This is a genomic window from Methylothermaceae bacteria B42 (genome assembly GCA_001566965.1).
Lineage (GTDB): Bacteria > Pseudomonadota > Gammaproteobacteria > Methylococcales > Methylothermaceae > Methylohalobius.
Genome location: LSNW01000017.1, coordinates 1 through 25,973 on the forward strand (window position 1 = coordinate 1; position 25,973 = coordinate 25,973).

Below are 25,973 nucleotides of genomic sequence, written 5' to 3' on the forward strand. Positions count from 1 at the left end.
CGCTGAGTGTCCAATTAACCGATGCGAATTCCGGGGCCAAATTGTCCGGGGTGGATGTGGTGGTCCATGAGGTTTTGGCGGACGGTAGTCTGCGCTGGATCAGGAAGATGAAAACCGATGCGCAAGGCAAGGTGGTTTTTGATCTGCCTGGTTTGGGCAAGGGCCGGCAATATGTATTGATTGCCAGGCCTTATGGACTCAGTGTCAAGAGCGGCGTGATTACTGAGACCGGGAATTTTGTTTTTAAAGTGGGGGCCTTGCCGGTGCGGGTAGTGAGTGGAGGCAATGGTTCCCCCTTGACAGGAATCAGGGTAACTGTGGCCCGCCGTGGTAATGACGGTAAATGGAAAGGTGTGCAAAGTGGCGTCAGCGATGGCAAGGGGCTGATCCATTTTGACCCGCCGGGGTTGGGTGAAGGCGGCGAATACCGCCTGCAGGCGAAAAGCCCGGTGGATGGAACATGGATATACTCCGATGAATTTTCTCAGCCAGGTAAGAGAACATTTGTCTTGGGCAATAGCCCTTTACGGGTTCGATTGACGAATGAACTGTCGAGTGTCAAGTTGGCTGGGGTCGCAATCACGGCCCGTGAAATATTGGCGGATGGCAGTCTCCGTTGGGCAAAGCGCTTGGTCACCGACGAGAATGGAGAAGCGGTTTTTGATCTTGAGGGATTGGGTAAAGGAAGAAAATACCGGTTGGACGCCCAACCTTATGAAATAAAGGTGAGGACCGGGGGGATTACCGCTCCCGGTGTTTTTGACTTCAAAGTTGGCGCGTTACCGGTGACGCTGAAAGACCGGAATAGCGGCCAGCCGCTCTCTGGCAGGGAGTTGGTTTTATGGGAAAAAGCAAGTGACGGCGGCACTGTCTGGAAGAATAAAGGCGTGACCAATAGTGCGGGAATGGTGCGTTTTGATGAATTGGGACTGGGCAAGGGTAAAGTTTATTTGATTGAAGCCAGGGATCCTTTCGGCAAGGGAAGATCCATTTTTAGCCCCCCTGTTTTCACCCCAGGCGCCGTGACATTTGAAATTTCAGCCAATGACCCAAGTGGCTTGGATCGCAAGGCTCCGGAATTGGTGATTGTTTCTCCCGCCAACTCTGGAAAGGTTGCCGCCGCGGGTTTCCAAGTTCGTGGTTGGGCGCGGGACAAACGCGGTAAAGTCCAACGTGTCCGGGTGACGGTAAATGATCCTGCCACCGGAACCCACCAATTTGATGCGCAAATAGATGGAAAGTCAGGTAACTGGTTGGCAGAAATACCAAGTCAGACGGTTACCATCGGTAAATTCGTCACCATCCAGGTGGAAGTTTTTGATGACAGGTATAACCGTTTGGCGAAAACGATTCGTGTTCAAGTGATTGATGACAGATCACCACCTGAAATTACTTTGCTTTCGCCAACCGCGGGTGATTTGACCCCCATGGGGTTTCTGGTGACAGGTACGGTGGCGGATGAAAGCAATGTGGCGCAAGTGGTTGGTAAGTTATCAACAGCCCAAAAGGGCGGCATTTTAACCAAAACCCTTGAGGTATCGGGAAATGGCCGTTGGGCGTTTGCAATACCACCTCATTTGCTTGATGCAGGTGATCGGGTCACGGTGTTGATAGAAGCCAAAGATGACGCGGGGCATCTAAGACAGGTCAAACGTACTTACTCCGTCATTGGCGTGGCACAAGGAGACAGGCACTTATTAAACCGGATTACCTTTGGCGCGACTCCAGAACTATTGAAAGAAATCCGTTTGCTTGGACGCCAGGAATTTCTCCGCCGTCAATTGCACCCAGAAGAAATTGACGACTCGGCGGCGGAATCGCTGGTTTCGAAGATTGCCTTGAATAATACGGATGATTTAAGGCAAAGAGTGATTTATCGCATGCTGTTCAGCCAGCGGCAATTGAATGAGGTGATGACCTGGTTTTGGGAGAATCATTTCAATACTTTCAGGGGAAAAACCGCTCTCAATTGGGAAGTGGTGGAAAACCAAGCCTTCCGGGCTTATGCCTTGGGCAAATTCCGTGATCTACTCCAAATCAGCGCCACTAGCGCGGCTATGGTGAAATATTTGGACAATATTCACAGCCGTAAGAATGCCATCAACGAGAACTATGCCCGTGAGCTTATGGAACTGCATACTGTGGGCATCAACGGGGGCTACACTCACCGGGATATCGTCGAAGTGGCCCGAGCATTCACCGGTTGGCGTATAGATTGGGACAATTGGGCTGAAGGCCGTTTCATATTCAATGCCAAACAGCATGACTTCGACGAAAAAATAGTCCTGGGTCATGTGCTGCCGGCAGGTCAAGGGATTGAAGATGGCCAGCAGGTGTTGGACATTCTCGCGAGCCATCCCTCCACGGCGCGCTTTATTTGCACCAAGCTTGCCAAGGTGTTTGTTAGTGACAAGCCTTCCGCGGCTACGATTAGTGATTGCGCAACTGTATTTCTCGATTCTGACGGAGATATCCGGCAGGTGGTGGAAAATCTGCTCACCTCCGAGGAGTTTACTTCGGCGCAAAGTTTCCATGCCAAATTCAAGACGCCGATCGAGTATGTTGCCACTTCGGTCCGAGCCCTTCAGCCGAAACAAGTAGGAAGCCGGGATCTACTGTGGGAACTGCGTAGAATGGCTATGAATTTGTTTTCCTTTCCTCATCCGACAGGATGGCCGGAAGTGGCGGAGAAATGGGTGGATTCCAATCAAATGATGGCCAGGTTTTACTTTGCCAATCATTTGGCCGCGCGGCTGCAGAAACCGGAGGATGCCCGCATTACCTATGCAAATTTGCCTGAGTATTTTTCCGGCCTTGGGCTGGAAACTGCGGAAGGCATTGTAGGGTACTTGTTTCAGATTCTGACCGCTGGAGACTACACACCAATGGAATGGAAGACAGCCATGAATTTTCTGAAAGAAGGGAAAACATTTGGCTTTTCACTCCAGGATACTGACGCCAATCGTCGCTTGCAGCAACTGACAGGTTATGTACTGGCGCTGCCACAAGCCCAATTACAGTAAGAGGAAAGACAGATGCACAGAAGAAAATTCTTGAAAAATATGCTGGCCTTGCCCGTCATTGGCGGGGGCTTGATGTTCCGGAATCCTTTGACCTTGGCGATGAACAGTGCCCGGGCGGAAGCAGGGCAAGGGCCGATATTAGTGGTAATTTTTATGCGTGGTGGTAATGATGGCCTGAATACCATCGTGCCTCATGGCGAGGACCGGTATTACGATGTGCGCCCCAATATCGCCATTGACAGGCCTGGCAGCGGACCCGCTGCTGCTTTGGACCTGGATGGTTTTTTTGGACTGCACCCGGCGTTGAGACCGTTGCAGGCATTTTATCAATCGAATGAATTGGCGATTATGCCAACGGTGCATTATCCCAATGCCATCCGATCCCACTTTCAGGTTCAGCCTTTACTTGAGGGCGGGGCGGTGACAATGCAAAGGTCGGGATGGCTGAATCGTTATCTGGCCGCAAAACCAAAACCGGTCAGTCTGCGTGCGGCTTCCATTGGCGACAAAATGGCGTTTGCATTGGATGGAAATGTAACCGTGCCGGTGGTGAATGCTTCTCAAAGTGGTTTTTGGGGGGCTGCCGATTATAAAGCACGACTGCCTCAAATCTTGCGGGAAACTTATTCCCAATCACCCAATGGAAATTTGTATCGTTCCATGAATGAGGCGGTCCATAAGGGAATGGAATCCTTCGAGCTATTACGAGGGTTAGACCCTGACAGGTATATGCCTGAAAACGGGGTTAATTATCCAGATACCAACTTTGGCCAAGCTATGCGCCGTCTGGCACAAATCATTAAGGCGGGCATGGGGCTGGAAGCGGCGACGGTCGATATTGGCGGTTGGGATACCCATGCCAAGCAAGGAGGCGTCGAAGGAAATCATGCAGAGAAGTTGGCCGAATATGCCTCGGGAGTGGCTGCCTTTTATAATGACTTGGCTGCCTATCGTCAGAATCTTCTTGTCTTAACCATGACCGACTTTGGCCGCACCGTCCGAGAAAATGGCAGTCTGGGCACCGATCACGGCAACGCCGCCACCTGGATGGCTCTGGGCGGCAATGTTCGCGGTGGCATCCATGGGGATTGGCCGGGGCTGGAAGATGATCAGCTTTATCTGGGGCGTTATTTGGCTCATACTATTGATTTTAGGGATGTCTTGGGAGAGGTTCTAAGTCGCCATCTGTCATTTCCTGATCCTGCCAGAATTCTGGCAGGCCATAATTATCAGCCTATAGGATTCCTAGGTTGACTTTGAAGGCATTTTAAAGGCCAAATAGGAGAGGATATTTCGCATTTATGCTACATTGGGATTAAGAAGCGAAATATGCATACATTCGTCATCAAGAGTAGACGAAAATAATTGGTTAAATAGACCCAATGGCGTTGAATAGCTGACCCATGAAAAATCTGCCTTGAGTGGCACACAAAATTTTAAATCCCTTGGCTTTGCGAGGGGGTTCATATGAAGGTTTGAAGATCAATTTGATTTGTATATGCCCCCTTCCTATCGGGATGGGGGCATTTTTGTCATGGCAAAAAGTTTAAGATTTGGGAGCAGTGTGTACTTAGACGGGTTTCTGAAAGGCTTTTCGTATAGAAAGGGAAGCAATAGAGATGTATAGTCTACATTAGAAGTTCCAATAGATGGTGGCTTTGCTATATGTTGTAGCAAAGCCTTGATATTCTATAACATTAGAATTTATACTTTTACCTGAATTAGTTTGCATTTTAAAAATTAAGAATACTACCGTAGTAAAAAATTGGAAGTTTTAAAAAGTGAAAAATGGCCTATTAGTTATAACAGAATTGTTTTTGCCAACGAAAGGTGGGACAGCGGTATGGTTTGATGAGGTTTATAGAAGGTTGGGGAAGGAGGAAATACATATTGTTACATCCTATATTCCAGGTTGTGAGGAATATGATAAAAAACACCCTAATCGAATTTATAGAATAAAGTTAAAGCGCCATGCATGGTTAAAACCAGAATCACTATTAATGTATATAAAGTTATTGATTTATGGGTTAAATATTATTATTCAAAATAATATAAAAGAGATACATGCTGGGCGTGTGTTGCCTGAGGGGTTCGTCGGGCTGCTATTAGCGAGAATGTTTAGAAAAAAATTGCTTGTATATGCTCATGGTGAGGAGATTACCACATGGATTCAACCTTTGAAGAATAGATTTATGAGGTTTGTTTATTCAAATTCAGATAAAATAATAGTCAATAGTGAGTTTACAAAGAAAGAATTGTTGAAACTGGGCGTATTAAGTGACAAGGTAAGTTTAATATCCCCTGGGGTTGACGTGAATCGTTTTCGAAAGAAACTGAACAATAAGAATTTACGAAAAAAAATTGAAGTGCCGGAATCAGCAAGCTTATTGCTTTCTGTTGGAAGGTTGAGTAGAAGGAAAGGGTTTGATATGGTGATTAGAGCACTTCCTGAATTAATTCAGGAAGGGGTGGATGCGTATTATGTGATTATCGGCATTGGTGAGGATTATGATTACCTAAATAAAATAATTCGAGAACTGGATCTAGAGAACAGAGTATTCTTATTGGGGCATGTTCCAATGGATGACTTACCTTATTGGTACAATGAGTGCGATTTGTTTGTCATGCCTAACAGAGAGATAAATGGCGATAATGAGGGTTTCGGGATGGTGTTCATTGAAGCAGCTGCATGTGGAAAAACGGCTATCGCGGGAAAAGCAGGGGGTACAGGAAGTGCAGTGATTGATGGAGTTACCGGGCTAAGGGTGAATGGTGAATCTCCCCGAGATATAGCAGAATCCATATCTAAACTGTTAAAAGATAAGGAGTATTTAAAAAAATTGGAGAATGCGGCTTACATAAGGGTTATGAAAGAATTTGCATGGGAAAAAGTAGCGGAAAAGACCAAGCTTCTTATGGATTGATGAACATGAATTTTGAGGTATGTGATGATATTTAATATTTTATATATAATTATTATTTTTATGATATCCATTCCAAATTCATATGCAGTTGGGGAGTTTAAACCTACTGAGCAAGAGTTGCGGTTGCTTCCTCCTTATTGTAAACCTAAGGCAATAAATTTAAACTCAAATACAGGGCCATATCAAAGGTATAGACCATTAATAAAAAAATGGAGAAAAATTCTTGGTCCGGATTATGCGCATTTACACCATTATTGTCGGGCATTGCAATTTATTAATAAGGCCTATAAAGATCCAAAGCAAAAGAATTATTATTACAAAGTTGCCTTGGCCGATATTAACTACATGGAAAAAAATGCACATAAAAATTTTGTTCTAATGCATGAAATATACTATACTAAAGGCAACATATTAAAAAGGTTGGGTAATAATGGGGAAGCTGTTACGTATTATGTTAAGTCTATGAGGCAAAAAAAGGATTATGCCGCGCCATATGCGAAGTTGATTGACTTGTTTATTGAGCTTGGGATGAAGGATCGCGCTAAGAAGGTTCTTAAAACTGGTTTGAAGTATAATCCTAAATCCAAAGCGCTAATCAAAAGAAAGGCTAAACTTGATAGTTAGTTAAAATTTTAACTATTGTTTATTTGGTGAAAGGATGGTTGATTTCAAAAAATATTTTTTAGCTGAAAACTATTCAAGGAAAGCTAAAGAGTTATATAGAAAATATATTTCTCAGCAAGCCTTTTTGGTTGCAGGATTGGGGCGGTGTGGAACAACACTTTTAACTGAGGCGTTAATAAATTCCGGCTTAAATCCATCTATGATTTTTTTGGAAAATCTGAGAACATTTTCAGATTATAAGGGGGGTTACCTGTATAAGACACATGATTATCCTCCCCCTACAATGCCGGAAAATGTAAAAGTTATCTACCTTTTTAGGAATCCTATGAATATAGCCTTGTCTGCCTATAAGAAAATAAATGAATGGGGGTTGGTTCACCATAAACATTTTCATTCCGATTTATTTAGGCCGAATGAGGATATTTTGGAACGCGATACCCTTCATCTAGAAAGGCAGTTCGACTCATGGTTTAGACCCCAAAAATTTAGTTTTATTAGTGTAAAATATGAAAATTTATTTGATGATTCAACTTTAAGCTTACTAAATGATTTCCTTAACGTAGAATTAAAGTTTAAAAATATTCTTCCTTCCAGTACCGATTTTAAAAAACACCCTAAACATGAAAAGCTTTTGAATGCTTATGGTTCTTTGGCTAATAAAATTGAGCGGGCACCTTCATGCAAGGTATGGGAGCCGGAATAATTTCTGTTCTCAAGTAATTCTGAAGCCGTGATTCCAGAAGAACCTTTTTGTATTCCACTTGGTTTGACAAGGCCTGTGTACGGTTATATTAGACCATAATTTTTACGTTCTTGAATGGTCTAGAATACGATCTGATTAAGAATGGAATTCTCATAGGTGCCAGCCATTCTTCTCAAGAGGCGTTCATGATTGCACCTCCAGCACGAATATCCTGTCCGGTCGTTCGCTCCGCTTCGCTTCCTTTGTTCACGGAATAAAGGTTCGAAGCTTACCCTGATGAAAAAAGGAATTGAACTTTTTCCGTCCTGCTTGGCATTAACATTAACACTCTACAGCGGTGAATGATTAGAATTGTTTTTAGTAGCAGGTAAATAATATTTTGAAGAGGTCGGTTGCCATGCGTGCAGGAAGTTTCATATATGGATTCATCAGTTTGTTAATTGTATTTTTTAGTAGCAATTCAATAGCGGCAAGCATTCATGTCTATAGCGCGGTTCCTATGATTGGCACGGAGGAAGTGCCGCCAGTCAAGAGCAAAAGTTACGGAGCGGTGACAGCGATTTATGATGAGGATACCAATACCTTGTTGTATGGTTTCGAATGGCGTTTTCACAGTGACATTGAGGCAACTGCTGCTCATTTTCATGGTCCGGGTGGGCGCGGTGAAAGTGCTGGCATCCGGATTGATTTAGGCCCGGTAGAGGGTAATTCCGGAAAAAAGCGGGGCTCAGTCAATTTATCCGATAGCGAGGAAACCGAACTTTTATCTGGCCAATGGTATATCAACGTCCATTCTACCGCGAATCCGGCAGGGGAAATCCGGGCTCAAATGGTGGAATTGTCTCCCGCGGATACTGCAGCGGTTTATGATGCCAGTGAATCGAAATTGAAATTAAATGCGGTCATTGTACCAGGTCTTGGGGTATATGAAGCGGAGCTTGAAGGTATCAAAGGACGCCAACCTTTGTCTTTGCAATTACAATCAGCCGAGCAGAAAAATTTTTGAGACATTACCCCCTTGAATTCTTTTTTGCTGCCTCCATATATGGAATAACGAAATCATAGCAACCAACGGAGGTGACAAAATGGCATTAGTAACTCGTTATGAACCATGGTCTGTATTGAATCAATTGCAGCGTGAACTGGAGCGCTCCTTTGAAACCTTGCGCTCTGATCTTGTACGGGGCGAGGGTGAAGCACCGGCAGCGGCGGCGGAATGGGCGCCAGCGGTGGATATCAAGGAGGAAGACAATCAATATGTGGTGCAGGCGGATTTGCCTGGTGTCAAGCCGGATGACATTGAGGTGACACTGGAAAATGGCGTGTTGACCATAAAAGGCCACCGGGAAACCGAGGCGAAGGAAGAAAAGGAAGGCTACAAGCGGATTGAAAGGATTTATGGCACTTTCTTCCGCCGCTTTTCCTTGCCGGAAACCGTGGATGAGGAAAACATTGCCGCCAAATATGAAAACGGCGTATTGACCATTACTATCCCCAAGAAACCGCAAGTCTTGCCTAAAAAGATCAGCGTACAAGCTTCCTCTTAAGATAAGCAGGTCAGAGACCCAGCTGGCAAACTTATTGCTCGCAGGGTCTCTGATAAGTTTTATAGGCAATTAAGCTTAATTATTGCTATCTGTCCGAAGTCTTTCGGTGACACCGTAGCTGTAGATTCTCGCTCCTTGTGGGAATTTACAGTAAATACTGTAATTACCATAGGCAGCGCTGACGGTCACGTTAAGGCTCAAGAGCTGGTTCCCCCCTGAGCTAGTGGTAGCTTGGTCTAAATCCATCAGTTGACCAAAAAAATCTCGGCTGATGAATTGACACCACATCTCCTTGTCGGCGACGTTATTGATAGCCACCTTGGCTTCTAAAATGCCTGTGGTATTAGTAACGTTGTCACGAACCACGGGACAAACCACATGGGTGACTGCTGCATCCTGGTTAAAGACGCCGTGGGTATCATATTTGACAGGATTGTTATAGAACTCAGGACTGTTCTCATTGTTGATGTCGACGTATTGACATTCGCTGCCATGATAAATTTTGCTGTCGGAGGCAGGAACGGGAATTGGCTCAAGATCTCCAGGAAAATTTGGATTTACAGTCGAATCCATGGGTTGGCCAGATACATCTGCCGTTCTTGCCAAAGCATCTTGGCCGGAGAACCCGAAACCTGCCGTGAAAACAAGCAAAGTCAACAGCTTGACTTTGTTCCCTTGTGAGAGTACTGGAAAAAGTGATAAAGGTTGCATAATAAACTCCATAAGTAATGAATCTACGAACCGGTCGGTTCGATAATGATTCACGTACGCTTTAACTCATATTTCTGGGGATTAATACCGATGTCGGAAGAAAATTTTGACTTTGAAAGAAAAGTTCTAAAGCGCAGTCGTCAAATCCCGGTCCTGGTGGATTTTTGGGCGCCTTGGTGTGCGCCTTGCCGGGCGTTGGGCCCGATTCTCGAATCAGTTGCCGAACGGTTTTCGGACCGTCTGGCATTAGTCAAAATCAATACCGAGGAACATCCTGACTTGGCCGCCCGTTACGGGGTCCGCGGCATTCCCAATGTCAAATTGTTTGTCGAAGGGGAGGCGGTGGAAGAATTCACTGGAGCGTTGCCTGAGGAACAAATTGTTCAATGGATAGAAAAGGCATTGCCAACCCCGGAGGCCAAAAAAATCAGGGAGGTGGAGCGTTTGCTCGAGGAGGGAGATTCGGAGAGTGCCGAAGCCTTGTTGGAGGAAGTGCTCGAAACCAGGCCCGCTGATATGAAAGCCAGGCTACTGTTGGCGCGTAGTTGCTTGTTTCGCGATCCCGAGCGGGTGTTGTCTTTGCTTGAACCGATTAAGAGCGGCAGCGAGGGTGCTGAAATGGCAGAAGTGGTGCGGGTATTGGCGCGTTTACTGAGGTTGCAGCAAGATTCTGGGGCGCTTCCAGCATCGCCCGTCAAAGAGCTTTATCTTAAGGCAATTGAGGCATTATCCAGGCAGGACTTTGAAAATGCATTGGAAAATTTTTTGCAAGTCGTGCAAAAAGAGCGAAGTTTTGATGACGATGGCGCTCGCAAGGCAGCAATTGCCCTATTCAATTGGCTGGGCAGTGATCATCCGCTAACCAGAAAATACCGTCCCAAGCTTGCGGCGGCTTTGTACTAACTTGCCTGATTTGCGGGCATTGCTTTGGGAAGGATTTCAAGCAGTTGGCGCAAGGCCATGCCCCGGTGGCTGAGTTTGTTCTTTTCTTCCGGAGACAGTTCGGCGGCGGTTTTGCCCAAGTCAGGCAGATAAAACAGTGGGTCGTAGCCAAAGCCGCCTTCTCCCTGCAGGGTTTTGGCGATAACCCCTTCCCAAACTCCCTGGGCGATGATAGGGGAGGGATCGTAGGGATGGCGCAGGTAAACCAAAACACAGCGGAAGCGGGCGCGGCGATTATCGCCTTCAAAACCTTCCAGGGCTTCCAGTAATTTGAGGTTGTTGGCCTGGGTGCCGGCCTCGCTGCCTGCGTAGCGGGCCGAATATATCCCGGGAGCGCCGTTGAGGGCGTCCACTTCCAAACCGGAATCGTCCGCCAGGGCGGGCAAGCCGCTGTATTTAGAAGCATTACGGGCTTTGATTAGAGCGTTTTCCACGAATGTCGGGGCGGTTTCCGCAGCTTCTGTAATGGCGAAGGCTGATTGCGGTAAAACCCGAATATTCCGGGGTAATAGCAGGGCCTGGATTTCCCGGATCTTTCCCGTGTTGCCACTGGCCAGAACAATGCGCATGAACTATGTTACCCCCGCTTCAATCAACGTTTGTCTTTGGTGTTCCAATAATTCAGAAATACCGATATCGGCTAGATTAAGCATAGCCTGTAATTCATCTTTGCGGAATGGGTGGCCTTCTGCGGTGCCTTGAATTTCTACATAGGCATTGCCGTCATTCATCACTACATTCATATCGGTTTCCGCTTCGCAATCTTCCTGGTAATCCAAATCCAGCACTGGTATGCCCCGGTAAATACCCACCGAGACGGAAGCGATCTGGCCGTGAAGGGGATTTTTTTTGATCCGGTTTTTTTTCATCAGCTTGTCCACAGCCAGCGCCAGGGCGACGAAGCCGCCGGTAATGGAGGCAGTGCGGGTGCCGCCGTCGGCCTGGATGACGTCGCAATCAATCAGGATGCTGCGCTCTCCCAGCGCGTGCAAATCTACCGCGGCGCGCAAGGAGCGGCCAATCAGCCGCTGGATTTCAAGGGTTCTGCCACCCTGTTTGCCGCGGGTGGCTTCGCGATTGGTACGCTCGTGAGTGGCGCGGGGGAGCATGCCGTACTCGGCGGTGATCCAGCCCCGGTTTTTGCCCCGTAGAAAGGGGGGAACCCGTTCTTCCACGCTGGCGGTGCAAAGCACCCGGGTATCGCCAAATTCCACCAGCACCGAGCCTTCGGCGTGTTTGGTGTAATTGCAGGTGAGTTTGATGGGACGCAATTGATCAGGCCTACGGCCGCTGGGTCGCATAAGCAATTTCCTGTGTAAATGAAATAGTATAACTGCTTATGACAGATAGTTCAGGCTAGTGATCTGGATATCCACAATCAACGGCAGGTGATCAGAAGCCAGCCGTACCGCCTCTGTGGTGGGGACATGAACGCTCTCGACTCGAAGAAGCCGGCTGACAAACACGTGATCAATCCGCACGGTGGGAAAACGGCTGTGGAAAGTGCCCCGCAAGTGTTTGTGGATTGCGTGGGAGGCGGCTTCTTTTAAACGTCCCCGTAATCGCCGACATACCCAGGAGGCGGAAAGCACATTCAAATCACCGCAAAAGATGATGGGATCCCGGCAGCCTGGATGATCCATCCATTCTGGCCCGAGCAAGGACTGAATCTGGATTCTTCTTTCCTTTGGAACCAATCCCAAGTGGGTGTTGAAGACGTGGATTTCAATGCTGTTGAATTGAATACCCACCCATAGGGCGCCTCGTTGTTCGAGGTTCGGCCAGCCGGGGAGACCTGGCAGCGGACCGGTTTTAATCAGGCGCATGGGCAGGGTGGATAAAATAGCATCACCGTATTGTTCCTCTTCCACCTGTAATGCGGCGTTGAAATGAAAATCCATTTCCAGCAAGTGGGCAATCCTGTGGGCTTGATCGACACCGCCGGTGCGGGCGCGCCCGACGTCCACTTCCTGGAGCGCGACGACATCCGGACGGAAATGGGCAATCACTTTGGCAATACGTTCGGGCGATAGCTGGCCGTCGGTACCAATACAGCTATGGACGTTGTAGGTCATCACCCGTAGGGTATGTTTCGATTTCGGGGCAAAGGTCATTGTTTGGGAGAAAGACCAAGAAAGGATTGCGCGGCTTTTCTGAGATGAATCGCCCGAGGAGCAGGGTTACTGTGGTCAGAAAGTTGAATTGACTCCGGCAGTAAAGCAAAAGCGGCGGTTTCCTGAGGGCCAGCCCCTGCGTGAGCGCCGTTTTCGATGGCGAAACTCATGGGGGGCAAACCCTTTCGCCAACCTGCCAATACCCAATCGCCGGCATCTGGATGGTGACAAAGGGAAACCCAATCCTTTCCCAATGCGTCGATAAAGGGATGATCGTTACCGAATATTTCACTGGCTTGTTCTGGCAGGGAATATTCGCCCGAGTCAGTGAAAGCGTGCACTCTGCCGGGGCCGTCTTTGATCATCACTACGGGAACGCTGGCTTGGCTGACAAGCAGTTTCGCCATTTCGACCTGGCGTGCCTGGGTTAAGGGGTGGTTGAGATACAAATGGCCCACCGGCCCCAAAGCGGCTAACATTGGTTGTGACGTTTCCAGATCCGGCTCAATATTGCCGAAGATGGGAAATAAACGTTGTATCCGTTTGCCGCCAAACCAACGAATCCGTAGCGTTTGATCGCCCCTCCCCGAGGCAGAATGTAAGGTCTGGCTGATGCCTGCTTCCCTAAACAAACGGCGTATCACTTCTTGGGGCGGCTTGCCAAAAGCGTTTTGGTAGGAGATTACCCTTTCCTGGCCATGGTCGGAATAGATCCAAACTTGGTAGTCTCTCCGTTGAGATCGTTGAGTAGCGCGCCAGATTCTACCGATGGCAGCGTCGATACCTTTTAAGGACCAGTGGGCAAATAATGAATCCGGGCCCCGCCTGTGGGCTTGTTCGTCATAACCGAGAAAATTCAAATGAATGACGGGCAGGCCCCGGGCAATATCCAAATAAGCGCCAATGGTGGCCAATTCCCGAAGTAGAATGCAGATACCCACGCGGGTGGGGATAAACTTTAATTCTTTGAAGAAATCTTGGCCTTCAATAATGCCGCGGAAAAAATCCACGACCGCCAATCCAAACTCAATCAAAAGCAGGGTCGCCAGACGGGCGAAACTTGGCCAATGGGTCAACAGAAACAAAGCCAATACCCAAGGTTTGGCACGCCGCAGTGGTGGCCCCCATCCCAATGCTGCCGGGCAAAAGTGGGGTTCTTGGGCGCCGCCGGTGAAGTTGGCCACGTAAGCGCTGCCGCCTTGGAGCAGGGGAGAGCTGCCATGGTTGGCGAGCTTTTTCTCTACTTTCGTCGCTGCGGCAGGCTCGTACATTCTGACAATTTGACCGTTTTCCCGGTCTATGAAACTAAAGGCGGGGACGGCGGTTTGTTTTCCGTAAAACAATTCTCCCTGACAGGCGGGGGTGGTGGAAGGCAAGCCAGAATAGGTGCGATGCAGGCGATAAAGGCGTTTTTGGAGCAGATTTTTGAGAAAAGGCATCTCACCTTTATCCAGCGCCCTCTGTAATTGAGAATGGGCCAGGCCATCGATTTGAATCAGTACCAGCCCTGGGGTGGCAGGTTCATCGTAGGTAGAGAGGTTGAAAAGTCGAATGAACCACTCGCTGCGGTGGCAATAACGGGTGAATTGAGCAAGTATTTGCCGGTATCTTCTCATTGGCCACTAAGCGGTTCTCCGCTGGCTATTGCCTTTCCCGCCGCTTCCGCCATCTCTTTAATGATGTTCCATTCGGTTTGCAGCCGCTTTCGAATACGTTCCCAGGCATCATACTCTTCTTGCGGGTGGGGTAGAGGCTTGGTTTGAAGGAGCTTTTCATAACACCGGAGCGCGGTATCGGCGGTTCGAGCAATGGAATATGCTCGCGCGGTATCCGCAGCGGCTTGTTTCAATAGGGTTATTTGGGGAGAGGGGAGTTGTGCGATCCATTGCAATGCCTCGACAAAAGCGCAGACGGTTTCTTCTTTCACAAGCCGGCCATTGATCTTGTCTTCCACCACGTCGCGGCTGCCGGTGGCATCTAAGGCGACAACGGGTACTTGAGCCGCCATCGCTTCCACCAGCACCAGCCCTTGGGTTTCGGTTTTGGATGCAAAGGTGAAAACATCCATGGCATGATAGGCATCCACCAAGGCTTGCCCAGTGAGGACATCCGCCAAGTGTAATCTGCCGGTCAAGCCATGGGCGGCGAAAGTTTGCTCGATGGTGGCTTTACATGGCCCGGTGCCTGCTACCAAAAAGTGGGCATTGCCTTGTTTGTGGAGAAAGACGCAAACCGCCTCGGCAAGAAAATCGAGATTCTTTTCCGGGGCCAGACGGCCCAAATGACCTGCCACGAAAGCGGTTTCCGGGATTCCCAAATGCTGACGGAATGCTTTGCCATCCCCCCGGGCGAAGCGGGCCACATCAACCCCGGTGGGCACGACTTCTATCTGGCTTTTGACGCCCCGCTCCTGCAGCAGTGCTTTGATACTCCCGCTAGGCGCAAAGACCATATCGCACAGGTTGGCGTAGCGGGTAGCCAGTTCGATGACGAAACGTTTGAAAGCAGGGGAATCCACCGGCACATAGTGGGTATAATGTTCGTAAAGGGTGTGATGCGTAAATACCAAGGGCAGATCTCGGGCCCGGGCTTCCCGTAGCGCGGTCATTCCCAATAAATACGGATGATGGGAGTGAATCAGATCGGGTTTGAACTGGTCCAGGGCGTCATCCAAATCGCTGAAAACCGGCAGTACCATTGAAAAATCACTGCCATTGAAGTTTTGAATGGCAGGCACCCGGACCACATTGGTTTCCTGTTTGGGAACGCTAGGAAATTGCGGCGCGACGACGAGAACCCTATGCCCCCGCCGTCGGTATTCTTCGGTAAAGGAAGAAACCGAGCGGGCCACACCACCCACATGGGGGGTGAAGGTATTGGTCATCATGACGATATTCATTGACGCTCCTGGTGTTTTAACTTGACGGCGGTTTGACGGTTGCTGGGAGTGGCGGTTTCATAGCCTGGTAGTTGAATCTTGATGGGAGGCGGCTGATGATGCCACTGTCCGCGCCATGAAACTTCGACCTCGCCGTTTTCACAGGGTTGCAAGGAAAGGGTAATGACGCCAAAAGCCGTCGGCGTGGGGCCGAAGGAAATGGGTTGGCCCGCACGCAACCAACGCTCGGGTATGCCTTGGCAAAGAAGTAATTGTTCCCCTTCCTCGCGCACAAAACAATTGCGAGTCATTAACACCCATTCCGCCGCCGCCCACACGTGTTGGCCATCCCCCATGCAACCCCCCTTGGTGCGGGGATGAATGGCCTCCGGCCATTGGCCGGTGGGAGACGCCAAGTTGGCAACTGTATCCATCAGCTCCAGTGCCCTTGAGTCGCCAGCTCTGAGCAGCACTTGCGCTACGTGCAGGGTCAGATAAGCGTTGATGCCGGAGTGGATCATATCCTGAAAGAATCCGCCCTCAAAAAAACAGCGATCGAGCAGAAATTTGGCGGTATCGATTAGCCTGGGGTCTTGGGCGTCATAAAGCTGCAGGGGATAACCTGCAGCCAGGCAGCCAATCGCGCCCGCATCCAAGCGCCGGTAAGGGGCCGCGGGCATGGCGGGCCGACCCAGCCGTTTGGCGGCATGGTCGAGGCTGCGGTTGACGGCGGTCTGAAAAGCCTCGGCCTCGCGGGCGAAATGTTGGCTCAATCCAGGATCGGAATCTTCCAGTAAATAGGAAGCAGCTTTTAGCCCTGCAATTCCCCAAAAATCATCCCAATAGTAATAATCATTGGGACCCAGATGTTCGGCGCTGAATCCGGGAGGCATTAGGCCGGCATGCGGGGAAGGTTCATTTTCCGGCAGGCGTTTGTCAATAATCCACTGGGCGCCCCGGCAGATGGCTTGGCGCCAATCTTCTTTGATTGGCCGGTTGGTGAGTTGGCAAAAGCGCTGCAGAATCCACAACACTTCGCCATTGGCATCCCATTCGCCTTCTTGGGAATGGAAATAACCACCCAGTGATTGCCGCTGGGGGAATTGGTCCAGGGCCCGTTCGGCCAGGTCAGCCAAGCCGGCACAGAGTAATCCGTGGATGATAAATGCCGCGTCCCGGAACCAAAAGCGTTTGTAAGTGTAAGGCCCGGGATAGACGTCTTTGGGAGAATGCAGAATCAAGGTGGCGATGGCGGCATCGAACAGGAATTGATCACGCGCATCCGGGATTTGGAGTTGGCAGCGGTTTGTTTCAGCTTTGCGCCAGCTGGCTGGATGCAAGGGCGTATTTTCTTCCGGCAAGGGAATGGTGACTCGGAATTGTTTGGTCTTTCCGGGAGAGAGTTCAAACAAGGCCGCTGCCGTGGCCATTCCTACGTCGCACACTTTATGGTTGGTGCTCTCGTTTCCTTTCGGGTCTTCTTTCAGGGCCAAATAGACATCGCCCTGATGATACTCGGAAACGCGGTGGAATACAGGGGGTTCGCTGAATTTAACCGGGGTTTCTTCGTTGACAATCCAGCCTTGGCCATCCTCGGATAAATGAAACTGATGGATAAAGCTGACCCCTTCCGGGTTCATGGGGCGCAGGGCGACCACAGCCCAAGCTTGCTCGTCCGCAGTGGCTTTTACCTGAAGATGACAAACGGGCTTGCCTTGCTCTAATTCGACCCAGCTGCGGGTGGTCAAATGACATGCGCCGTTATCGGTGGTGGTTTGGACGGCGATGCCTTCTCGGCCAAGTTCCAGGGTTTGCTGGCAATCGACCGCTGCCGAAGGGATCAGGCAGGTATCGTCTTGCTTTAAAATCCAGCAATCGAGTGACCAGCCGTCGTACAAGGGGGTCAAAAGCCCTCTTGGATCGATAATGGGATATTGTTCGCTGTCGGGCCATCCCACGGCGGTCCAGTTGCGATGGGTCAGGTTGACGTGGGTAATGGAAAATGCCCGGGGGATAAAGGATTCATTGTTGGGGTCGAACTGACGCCGAATCCAGTAAGGCCAAATCCAATCCAGATTATTCTGAATTACTCGGCTATTGATAAGCCCGCGGGCATGAAAAACGATGCCTGCCCGGAGCAATTCAATGGGCTCTCCTACTTCGGAAGGTTGGGAGAAATTCCGCAGCCGCGCCAGCAAGGCCACCGGGTCGATAAATTCATGGCGCTTGGCCAGCCAGCGGATGATGAAACGCCAAGGGAACCATTTCAACCATCCCATCTTTTTACCTTCATGAATTTTCTTCCAATTCGATGGCTTTTGATAAGGCTTGTTTCGCCATGCGATTTAGATAGTAAATCAAGGCAACGGTCGCTAAAAACCCCAGCCCATACAGCAGCCATTGCCAACTTCCGGCATTCCTCGCCTGCAGCCCCAAAGCCGCCATCGCGCCCAGATAGACATTGTGAAGCGAAAAGGGAATCAATCCAATAAAAGTACCCAAGGCAAAATCCCGCAAGGAAACCGGCGTCAACCCAAAAAAGTAATTAGAAAGCTTGAAAGGGAAAAAAGGAACTAACCGGCTGAGCATAATGATCTTCCACCCTTGTTTACTCAGCTCTTGCGTGACAATATGAATCTTCGCCCGTTGTTTGATCCATTGCGCCGCCCGCTCGCCAAAGAAATTGCGGGCGATTAAAAAAGCAATGACCGCGCCTAAGGTGGTGCCGATTACGACGTACAACGTCCCCCGTACCACCCCAAACACGAACCCCGCGCCGGTGGTAAAGAAGATCCCGGGTAACAGCAGCACCACCACCAGCGCCATGATCAAGATAAAAACAAGGGAAACCAGAGGGCCTCGATCATTCAACCATTGCAACAAGCGGACTACTTCTTGATGCCAGTCAAACCAAACCAGAATACCGACCACAAGCGCGACAAACAAGGTACCAATAAGAATATGGCGAACCAGGGGAGACAGTGTTGGTAACGGCATTTGTTTTCCTGTGGCGTTGGCTTTTAGAATTTAGATACGGTTATTGCCTATTTGGAGTCGGAATGATTGACTTTCAAGGTGTGTCATTGATCAGGACTCGGTCATCTATTCCAGCCGGGGCAGGTGGTCTGATTCGAAAAACGCCGTAAATGCTTTCTTGCCACGCAATCCTGCTTTGCAAGAAAGTCCTGCCCAAACCTCCCTGTTTGGGCGCTCGCCCGGCTGTGAAAGTCCACCGGACTTTCTGTCCGGCTCGCTCCTGTAGGCTCCACGCCGGCTTCCCTGCCGGCGAGGCTTTCGAATCAGACCACCTGCCCCTTCAATCAATCCTTTACGTGTTTAAATGACGAGGCCCTGTGCCATTGATGCGGGTGATCACACCATTTAAACTGGCAGAGGTAAACATCAGGAGAATGAATTGAACAGAGCAAGATTTGTGAAAGCAGTGTCTCTCATTGATACCGCCAATGCTAGCGATCCTGACTGGGAAACTTGGCAGGGCAAACCTTATCCCAAGACATTTCTCTATGGCTTGAGGATGACCGAATGGCTATTGCAACTCAACCCAAAACCGCCCGAAACAGCATTTCTTGCCGCCCGTGCCCAACATACTTGCCGCTGGCTGGTACCTCGGGATCATTACCCCAGGGATCGCAAAGGTTATTTGGAATGGCGTACCTTTCTATACCGGCTGCACGCCGAGAAAGCCGCCCAATTATTACATCAGGCAGGTTATGAAGAGGCGTTTATTCATCAGGTCAAACGCATTCTTATGAAGCGGAGCATGAACCGCGATCCTCAAGTTCAACTGGTGGAAGACGCCGCTTGTCTAGTTTTTCTGCACTACTATTTTGCTTCTTTTGCCAATCAGTATGATGAAGACAAATTAATCGACATCGTCCGAAAAACGTGGAAGAAAATGTCGGAAAAAGCGCGACTGGCTGCATTAAATCTTGGTTTTGATCGTGAATGTGCCCAGTTGGTACAAAAGGCGCTCGTAGCCAAGTGAACGGGCGGCTGTATATTGGCCTCAGAATGGAAACTGCTTTAGTCACTTGAACCCTGATGATAGCCATGAACCTGCAGAATGCGAAACCAGAGCTGATATACTACTCAGTTCGTAGCTGTCAGTTTGCAAATGTGAATGCCATACGTTGCTCAAACAACATGACATGGTGTGTCCGACAAGTCGCAAAGACAACTGCTACTGGGAAAGTACGCCAACGGAGTCCTTTTCGGCTGCCTGAAGAGGAAAGACTGAACAGTAATCATAACTCAATTTGGAAAGCCGCTGTGGATGACAGAGGAGCATATATTGCAGACGAGGTTGGGTAGCCAAACTCCCATTGGAATGTGAGAAATGTGCCGATTTAAAGTATCTGATGAGCTTGTCCACAACACACGTCGAAATTAAGTAAGCTAGTGTAGGAAAATTGATTACTTGCGTGACCACGCAAAACTCATATAATCATAACTCTTTTCTTTAAAGCCAGTGTAGCTCAGTCGGTAGAGCAACTGATTCGTAATCAGTAGGTCAGCGGTTCGATTCCGCTCACTGGCTCCAATTACGATATCGTACCGAACCAGGTGGCCCCGGATTTCCGGGGCCGGAGCGCGGCTGCCGACACAGTTGCGCTCCAGCTCTTTACCCCCACTCCCATTCATTGTGGTTATTCAAACCAATTCGAAATACGAAGAACGCTTTTCAGCTTATAGCTAATTTTTGAGAAAAGTCAAGTAAATATTCTCATTCGCCTTCCGGTTCGCCTTTATCCACCTTTTCCGCCGCCACCGACAGCCGCTCGATCGACTTTTTTCCTGCTGTGGTTTCTAGACTCAACGTTCCGAGGGCCTCCCGCAATGTCGTCGGATCGGGATGCAGATATTCCATCGTAGTTCGGACATCAGTGTGTCCGAGGATGTACTGCAAGATTTTGAGATTCACCTTTCCCTCGGCAGCTAGCAGGGTGGCCATAGTGTGGCGCAGGCGGTGGGCGCTGATCTTCTCACCCAGATCCTGGGAAAGGCGCCGGAAGAAACCGAAAATCTGGTCAGCGTGCATCTCGTAACGGGCATACTCCGAATTGAACAACTGAACTCGGAAAACCTGATCTCCTTTCAGTTCTGCTGGGGTTTTCATGGCATAGCTCAGGGTCTTCTCCTCCAGCTCCCTGAGATCGTCGTAAATCTCATCGGGTATAGGCAACCGCCATTCCCGTCGGGTCTTGCTTCCGCGGTAGCCTAGGGTGATCATGCGCTCTTCGAAATCGATGTCCTCCCACCGCAAATTGACCAGCTGTTGAGCCCGCATACCGGTGTAGAATAGGGTTTTGAAGACCGTGCGCCAGAACCAGGCCGGTTTGTGCCGGTCTGTGCCTTCACATTGGTCCAAATACCGGATTGCCCTTTGAATGGTCCGGACCGGCAATAGCTTGGGTTCCTTCTTAACCGCCCGGGGGCTGCGGACCTTCTTGAAGGGGTTGTGGTCCAAATAACCTTCCTCGAGGGCGTAGTTCCATAGTGCCCGCAAGGTACGTTGATAGGTATGCCAAGTAGTTTCCGAGGCTCGGTTCAGGATCTTGTCCCGCCAACCAATCACCAGATCATTGGTGACGCTTTTGATGTCCTTGACATGAGTATCCTTGGCGAAAACGGCTACGACATTGCGATAACTCAACTCAGTCCTGGGACGCAGTGCACTGATACGAAGATATTCCTCACACAATTCTTCAGGAGACATAACAACTCCCTTGTAGCGGACAAACAAATCAATACTCATCCCTGCCTGGTGGCAACACAGTAGCGCGTCACTCCCGGATTGTCGAGTTTAGCGGCCCAGATAAACCGCAGTAATTTGTTCCCGTTCATGGCCCATCTCCCGTGAGATTACAAGACGGGCCTGGTGATCAATTTCCCGTTGTTCCAGGGTCAGCTGGCAGCTTGAGGGCCCTCCGACCGCCGGCGCTTTCCAACCGGTAATTTCCTCATAACGGCGCTGGGCATAAGCGTGACGCAGACCATGGACCTTAGAAAGGCCGGCTTGTTTGCACTGACGCTCATAGACTTTCACCTGTTGGACGTAACGTTTGTCATAAGGTATAAGCGATCCCTTGACAGCAAGACGCCGTGCCTCTTTCAACACTTGGCGTTGGCTTTCGGTCCGGATCGGCACTTCCCGGCCTCGTCCGCCTTTGCACCATGAGGGCTTGAGCACAATGCGATCCTCGCGGATTGCATAGGCCGGCCGGAACTTAATGGCTTCCTCACGTCGCAAACCAAACTCTCGTTGCAGTTTCAGGCTCAACTTGACATAGGGATCGGTAACTTTCGCCAACTGGGATTCGTGCAGCTGGATCGCCTTGCTGGTTTCCGCCACCAGCTTGCGCGAGGGAATGCCGTAGTGATCGTTGCTGTTTGCGATCAAGGCAGGTTTGCCAATTTTTTGCGCCCACCAGCGAAGCACCGTCATCCTGTTTTTTAACGTTGCTGGAGATAAATTTTCTTCCTTCCAACGTTGCAATAATGCATTCACATGGCGGCCCTTGAAACCGTCAGCACGTAGTTTCCGATATCCCAATTCATGCAGCTGGTTAGCGCTGAGCTGCAAGATGTGTTGACGCTGAGCCCGGGTAGCATAGGATCCTTCCGGGAATCTTTGACACAAGTTTTTGAGATCATAATTCAAATCACGCATGAAAAACCCTCCCACGATTTGACCAGTTACCATTCACGCACAAAAAAGCTTAGTTTTAATGGTCCACTTCCCAATCATGCGCGCATGACGGAAAGTACCTTCCAGGTCTCGGGACCCTGCTCTCTGCTAAATTCCCTTAGCCTGACTCGTGCATGGCAGCCGGTGTCTCCTGTTGGGACGGCCGGACGTGCCTGCGGTTAACGCTCTCGTTCCATAAATCACCTCCTTCGGTTGTTGAAAAAACGGGAGGCGCACGCAATTTACCGGGGTGAGCGAATTGCCCGGTACGCACGCCAAGGATGCTTTGCATTCCTAGCATATTTGAGGGACACATTAACCCTGGATAGGGATCGTGCCCATAATGAGACAGATAACCTTGGTTATCTGTAATTTGAAAAGACTCCCGCTCAGGACTTTGATCCTGGCCACCAAAATCGCGTGAAATGGGTGGCTTGGGATGCAGGCTTAACCTGCGGGGTACAGCTTTGACCCAAGCTGCGGAGGGCTTATCGCCAGTAGATTTTGTACGGATTTAATCGGTATTGTCAAGATTTGCGATTCCAGCCCACGTGCCGCCTGGGTTGGGGCCGCTGTCCCTACCGCACTTCGTGCGTTGTAGGGACAGCGGCCAACGCCGTCGCTAACAGCACAAAAAAAGGCTCCTTTCAAAAGAGGTAACCGCCTACAAAATTGGCATTGTTGCTTCAGGTGCCCCTTCCCAGGGATACGATGTAAAAAAAATTTGTACGCAAATAGCATTATCCATAAAGAATATTCGAACCCTCGTAGCTCCAGCGACAGATCATGTAACGCCTCGTTTTTCTGAACAAATTCAGTCGAAGAAGTCTGCCAGAATTTCCAGCGCAAGAACTGTCTCAGTTGAAGGTAGTCGATGAGAAGGCGGCAGTTACCGATGATGTATTCGAACGTTTTTACCTGCCTCCCTTGAGCAAACCGCATCAGATTTCCGGTGAGGCATTAAGTTCTAATCTGCAGCGTGTTATCACTTTACAGCGCCCGAGAAAGGAGGTGATTCTTTCACCTGTTGCTGGTCCGAGCGTGGTGGATGAACGCAGGGATCGCTGAACATATGCAATTTTTCTCGCGTCCTGCTTTCATTGCTTATATCATCTGATTGCTGAAAAAAATGCACATGACACACACGTGAAAGCTTCTCCCTTGTGGGATCAGCATAAGATTCTTTCTTTAGTGCCTAATGAGGGACTCAGATGGTTGCAGGCCGAACACCAGATTTGTGATCGGAATGGCTCAATTTCATAAATGGCAAAGCGAGTGGGACAGTAGAAATTCATCGCTTGGTGACAGCAGTTGCAACCTTTTCCGGGAAGGTGGGAAAGAGTCACTCATCACCAGAGAAGTCATCCAACCTATATTGGAAACGAGAAACAGAAGTGTAGAAATACTCATAATATTATGTCCAGCGGAGACCCGGCAGATGGAGAAGGAAAATGGAAAGAAGGTCACGAGAACAGGGCGAATGGCTCTGGACTTAAACAGGCGATTCAAAAAAATTCAAGAAGAAGACTTATTAAATTGGCTCAGGGAAGAGATTGAAGCTGGTCACATCTCCGTTGATCAACCAGGATGGTTAGTTTTTCGGATTAACAAAGGTCTGCTGTTGAAAAGCCCAGGAACATTCCACCGTTACGAAGAATCGGTCGGGGAAGAATGGTATCGTGTTCATAATCGCTTCCTGCCACGAAAACTCCACGTGAAAAACGATGATTGATGCAACTTTCATCGGGTAGATGTGATGAAATGTCATTCCAATTCAGAAATGTCCCTTATCAGCTGTTGGGTTATGGTGTTGTGAGCGGGGATGAATGCCCCTTCAATGGTCGGCACCAGGGGTGATTGGCCGGCGGTTTCCAGGTGGGATTGCGCTGTTGCCAGGCCTTGGCCTGATCGATGGTGTGGTGAACACTCTTCTCATCATCGATGAGGCACAAGAGACTCTCCCATGGCCAGGAGGCGATAGTCCAGAGTCTGCCCCTAGTGCAAGACGGTCACGGTCCCGTCGAAAGCCTTGCAGAGGGTGACCTGAACAGCTCTGAGGCAATACCCCATGCCTGTCCTTGGAGTTGATATTCCCGGTTTTTGTACTGGAAGGTCAGGTTTTTGAAGAGGATGCGGTTGTGGTGGATGCACAGGATCATTATCAGCTCTTCCAGACTGTGAAGCAGCGGCCGGTGAGCGTCAGTGGAATTGCGGGGTAAGACAGTGAAGCGCAGGTTGTAAGCCTAGATAAATTCGGGAAGGAAAGTGTTGGCGGTCTCGATGTCGGAAATGCCCTGCAGGCGCATTCCTTGACCAAGCGGTCCTGGCGGGTCTTATTGCCACGTTCAACCCGCCCCTTGGCTTGGAGCGTATTGGCGTGGATGGGCTCGATGTCGAGGGTTTTAAGGACCCGGGTGAACTGGGTCAGTTCGCCTTCACGGTCGGGATGATTGACCCTGAAGATGCTGTGCTTGTCGGAATAGAAAGTGACTGGACGCCCGCATTGTCGAAGGTAGTGTCGAGTATTTCCATATAGGCTTGGGTGGTCTTGGCGGGCACGCAACGCAATGCCAGCAGCTCATTGGTGGCATCGTCGAAGAAGACACTGAGCGTGCAGCGTGGGCCTCGTCCTTCGAACCAGTCATGAGGAGAACCATCGATCTGGCCCAGCTCGCCTCAGCAGGGGCGGCGCGGGTGGATGCGTGGTCTCTTGTGCGCCTTGGGCTGACAGAGGTTCTCGGCGATCATCCATTGACGCAACGTCTCCACGGAAATCTTCAGATAATGGCACTCGGCCAACTTTTCACAGGCCAACGTGGGGCCAAAGTCGGCATAGCGACTTCGAACCAGGTCGAAAATTTTCCGCCGGAGCACCTCGGCGATCGGGTTGTTGGGACGTCTGCCCAGGCGGCGGGAATTCAACCCAGCCGCCCCCTCGGCCCGATACCACTGAACCAGACGCTTGATCTGCAGCACGCTCAAACCCAACTGCCAAGCCGCATCCTTCTGTCTTAACTGCCTGCTGACGACCTGCTGAATCACCTCAAACCGGTCCACCGCTTTCTGTGTCATCGTATTGGTATCCTCTGTCATCGCCCCTCCCCAAATCTAAAGGAGGGACATTTTAGAATTGGACAAAGGGAACATTATAGCTTTAGGCTAACACATCTTCCGGAAATCTCTTGACACCAACTGTCACTAACTGTAAACTACGCCAGTTGGATGAGGTACAATGACACGAAATCTGCCTTGCGGCCAGAGAGGTGCTTCCGATGGATGAAAAACCAGGCGACGTCCTGACCATCGACGAGTTGTCTGCCTACCTGAAGATACCGAAATCGACGCTCTACAAGCTCGTTCGGGAAGGCAAAGTCCCGTGCCAGAAGATTGGCCGCCATTGGCGCTTCCGGAAGGAAGCCATTGACCGCTGGTTGGAAGAGACGCACGGCGATACGAAAGACGGAGGAAACGAGTAATGGCGGAGCCCTTGGCGGATCAGGTCCTGCGAAAGATCGGCGAGGCTCGCGAGCTCTATCACCGCCTGATCCTGATGGTGGGCCCGGCGGGAAGCGGGAAGACGTCCGCGTTGCAGGAGGTGTCGGCCTCGACCTCCGCACCGCTCGTCAACGTCAATCTCGAGCTGTCTCGCCGGATGCTGGACCTGACCGAACGCCAACGGGCTCTGCAGCTACCGCGGCTCTTGGGCGAAATCGTGGGTGAAGCCACAGGCGAGCTGGTTTTGCTCGACAACATCGAGATCCTTTTCGATGTCCACCTGAAGCAGGATCCTTTGCGTCT

The 25,973-nt window shown here is 49.9% G+C and carries 23 protein-coding genes, 1 tRNA gene and 2 pseudogenes; 14 read left to right on the forward strand and 12 right to left on the reverse strand.

Annotated elements, in window-relative coordinates; all coding sequences use genetic code 11:
- From AXA67_07950 to AXA67_07980, 7 genes are all read left to right on the forward strand, one after another.
- On the forward strand, positions 1-3,023 hold a 3,023-nt coding region (locus tag AXA67_07950; protein ID KXJ40861.1), incomplete at its 5' end, for a hypothetical protein.
- A gap of 12 nt (positions 3,024-3,035) precedes the next feature.
- Positions 3,036-4,277 carry a hypothetical protein gene (locus AXA67_07955; GenBank protein ID KXJ40862.1) on the forward strand — a complete coding sequence of 414 codons (1,242 nt, stop codon included), beginning with the start codon at positions 3,036-3,038 and terminating at the stop codon, positions 4,275-4,277.
- A 527-nt stretch (positions 4,278-4,804) separates the two neighbouring features.
- Entirely contained in the window at positions 4,805-5,947 is a 1,143-nt protein-coding gene (locus AXA67_07960; protein KXJ40863.1) for a glycosyl transferase, read from the forward strand.
- A gap of 24 nt (positions 5,948-5,971) precedes the next feature.
- The gene (locus AXA67_07965) at positions 5,972-6,571 is read left to right on the forward strand and encodes a hypothetical protein (GenBank protein ID KXJ40864.1); all 600 of its coding nucleotides are present in this window, start codon (positions 5,972-5,974) and stop codon (positions 6,569-6,571) included.
- Between the two features lie 34 nt (positions 6,572-6,605).
- Entirely contained in the window at positions 6,606-7,274 is a 669-nt protein-coding gene (locus tag AXA67_07970) for a hypothetical protein (protein KXJ40865.1), read from the forward strand.
- Between the two features lie 397 nt (positions 7,275-7,671).
- Positions 7,672-8,280 carry a hypothetical protein gene (locus AXA67_07975; GenBank protein KXJ40866.1) on the forward strand — a complete coding sequence of 203 codons (609 nt, stop codon included), beginning with the start codon at positions 7,672-7,674 and terminating at the stop codon, positions 8,278-8,280.
- A 79-nt stretch (positions 8,281-8,359) separates the two neighbouring features.
- Complete coding sequence (locus tag AXA67_07980; protein KXJ40867.1) at positions 8,360-8,821, forward strand: heat-shock protein Hsp20; 462 nt, start codon at positions 8,360-8,362, stop codon at positions 8,819-8,821.
- A gap of 75 nt (positions 8,822-8,896) precedes the next feature.
- Here AXA67_07980 and AXA67_07985 read toward each other — a convergent pair whose 3' ends face one another.
- Positions 8,897-9,532, reverse strand: a complete 636-nt coding sequence (locus AXA67_07985) for a hypothetical protein (GenBank protein KXJ40868.1) — start codon at positions 9,530-9,532, stop codon at positions 8,897-8,899.
- A gap of 90 nt (positions 9,533-9,622) precedes the next feature.
- On the opposite strand from AXA67_07985, the gene AXA67_07990 reads away from it, so the two are divergent.
- Positions 9,623-10,435: a thioredoxin gene (locus tag AXA67_07990; protein ID KXJ40869.1), complete on the forward strand. Its 813-nt coding sequence runs from the start codon at positions 9,623-9,625 to the stop codon at positions 10,433-10,435.
- Here the strand turns inward: AXA67_07990 and AXA67_07995 are convergent.
- The 7 genes and pseudogenes from AXA67_07995 to AXA67_08025 all read right to left on the reverse strand — a co-directional run bounded on the left by AXA67_07995 (position 10,432) and on the right by AXA67_08025 (position 18,463).
- Positions 10,432-11,043, reverse strand: coding sequence for a non-canonical purine NTP pyrophosphatase (locus tag AXA67_07995; protein KXJ40870.1), 612 nt, complete (start codon positions 11,041-11,043; stop codon positions 10,432-10,434). The two genes, AXA67_07990 and AXA67_07995, sit on opposite strands and share 4 nt — an antisense overlap.
- Before the next feature lie 3 nt (positions 11,044-11,046).
- Positions 11,047-11,775 (reverse strand): ribonuclease PH, encoded by a 729-nt coding sequence (rph, locus tag AXA67_08000; protein KXJ40871.1) that lies wholly within the window; start codon positions 11,773-11,775, stop codon positions 11,047-11,049.
- 36 nt (positions 11,776-11,811) lie between these two features.
- Positions 11,812-12,588 carry a hypothetical protein gene (locus AXA67_08005; GenBank protein ID KXJ40872.1) on the reverse strand — a complete coding sequence of 259 codons (777 nt, stop codon included), beginning with the start codon at positions 12,586-12,588 and terminating at the stop codon, positions 11,812-11,814.
- On the reverse strand, positions 12,585-14,204 hold the full coding sequence (locus tag AXA67_08010; protein ID KXJ40873.1) for a hypothetical protein: 1,620 nt from the start codon (positions 14,202-14,204) through the stop codon (positions 12,585-12,587). The genes AXA67_08005 and AXA67_08010 overlap by 4 nt, the downstream gene beginning before the upstream one ends.
- Entirely contained in the window at positions 14,201-15,487 is a 1,287-nt protein-coding gene (locus AXA67_08015; protein KXJ40874.1) for a glycosyl transferase family 1, read from the reverse strand. Before AXA67_08015 ends, AXA67_08010 begins: the two co-directional genes overlap by 4 nt.
- Before the next feature lie 65 nt (positions 15,488-15,552).
- A pseudogene (locus tag AXA67_08020) lies at positions 15,553-17,745 on the reverse strand (hypothetical protein).
- 10 nt (positions 17,746-17,755) lie between these two features.
- Entirely contained in the window at positions 17,756-18,463 is a 708-nt protein-coding gene (locus tag AXA67_08025; protein KXJ40875.1) for a hypothetical protein, read from the reverse strand.
- Positions 18,464-18,881: 418 nt separating this feature from the next.
- Here AXA67_08025 and AXA67_08030 point away from each other — a divergent pair, with 418 nt between their 5' ends.
- From AXA67_08030 to AXA67_08040, 3 genes are all read left to right on the forward strand, one after another.
- Complete coding sequence (locus tag AXA67_08030; GenBank protein KXJ40876.1) at positions 18,882-19,472, forward strand: hypothetical protein; 591 nt, start codon at positions 18,882-18,884, stop codon at positions 19,470-19,472.
- Positions 19,473-19,528: 56 nt separating this feature from the next.
- Complete coding sequence (locus AXA67_08035) at positions 19,529-19,798, forward strand: hypothetical protein (GenBank protein ID KXJ40877.1); 270 nt, start codon at positions 19,529-19,531, stop codon at positions 19,796-19,798.
- Positions 19,799-19,951: 153 nt separating this feature from the next.
- Positions 19,952-20,027, forward strand: a tRNA-Thr gene (locus tag AXA67_08040).
- Between the two features lie 183 nt (positions 20,028-20,210).
- On the opposite strand, the gene AXA67_08045 is transcribed toward AXA67_08040, so the two are convergent.
- From AXA67_08045 to AXA67_08055, 3 genes are all read right to left on the reverse strand, one after another.
- A complete protein-coding gene (locus tag AXA67_08045; GenBank protein KXJ40878.1) occupies positions 20,211-21,203 on the reverse strand; it encodes a hypothetical protein in 993 nt (330 codons plus the stop codon).
- A gap of 87 nt (positions 21,204-21,290) precedes the next feature.
- Positions 21,291-22,157 (reverse strand): integrase, encoded by an 867-nt coding sequence (locus AXA67_08050; GenBank protein KXJ40879.1) that lies wholly within the window; start codon positions 22,155-22,157, stop codon positions 21,291-21,293.
- A gap of 465 nt (positions 22,158-22,622) precedes the next feature.
- Positions 22,623-23,117 carry a hypothetical protein gene (locus tag AXA67_08055; GenBank protein KXJ40880.1) on the reverse strand — a complete coding sequence of 165 codons (495 nt, stop codon included), beginning with the start codon at positions 23,115-23,117 and terminating at the stop codon, positions 22,623-22,625.
- 256 nt (positions 23,118-23,373) lie between these two features.
- On the opposite strand from AXA67_08055, the gene AXA67_08060 reads away from it, so the two are divergent.
- Positions 23,374-23,907 (forward strand): hypothetical protein, encoded by a 534-nt coding sequence (locus AXA67_08060; GenBank protein ID KXJ40881.1) that lies wholly within the window; start codon positions 23,374-23,376, stop codon positions 23,905-23,907.
- A 436-nt stretch (positions 23,908-24,343) separates the two neighbouring features.
- On the opposite strand, the pseudogene AXA67_08065 reads toward AXA67_08060, so the two are convergent.
- A pseudogene (locus tag AXA67_08065) lies at positions 24,344-25,268 on the reverse strand (transposase).
- A 179-nt stretch (positions 25,269-25,447) separates the two neighbouring features.
- Here AXA67_08065 and AXA67_08070 point away from each other — a divergent pair.
- Entirely contained in the window at positions 25,448-25,651 is a 204-nt protein-coding gene (locus AXA67_08070) for a DNA-binding protein (protein ID KXJ40882.1), read from the forward strand.
- A partial coding sequence (locus tag AXA67_08075; protein ID KXJ40891.1) for an AAA family ATPase occupies positions 25,651-25,973 on the forward strand: 323 nt, incomplete at its 3' end. The genes AXA67_08070 and AXA67_08075, both read left to right, overlap by 1 nt.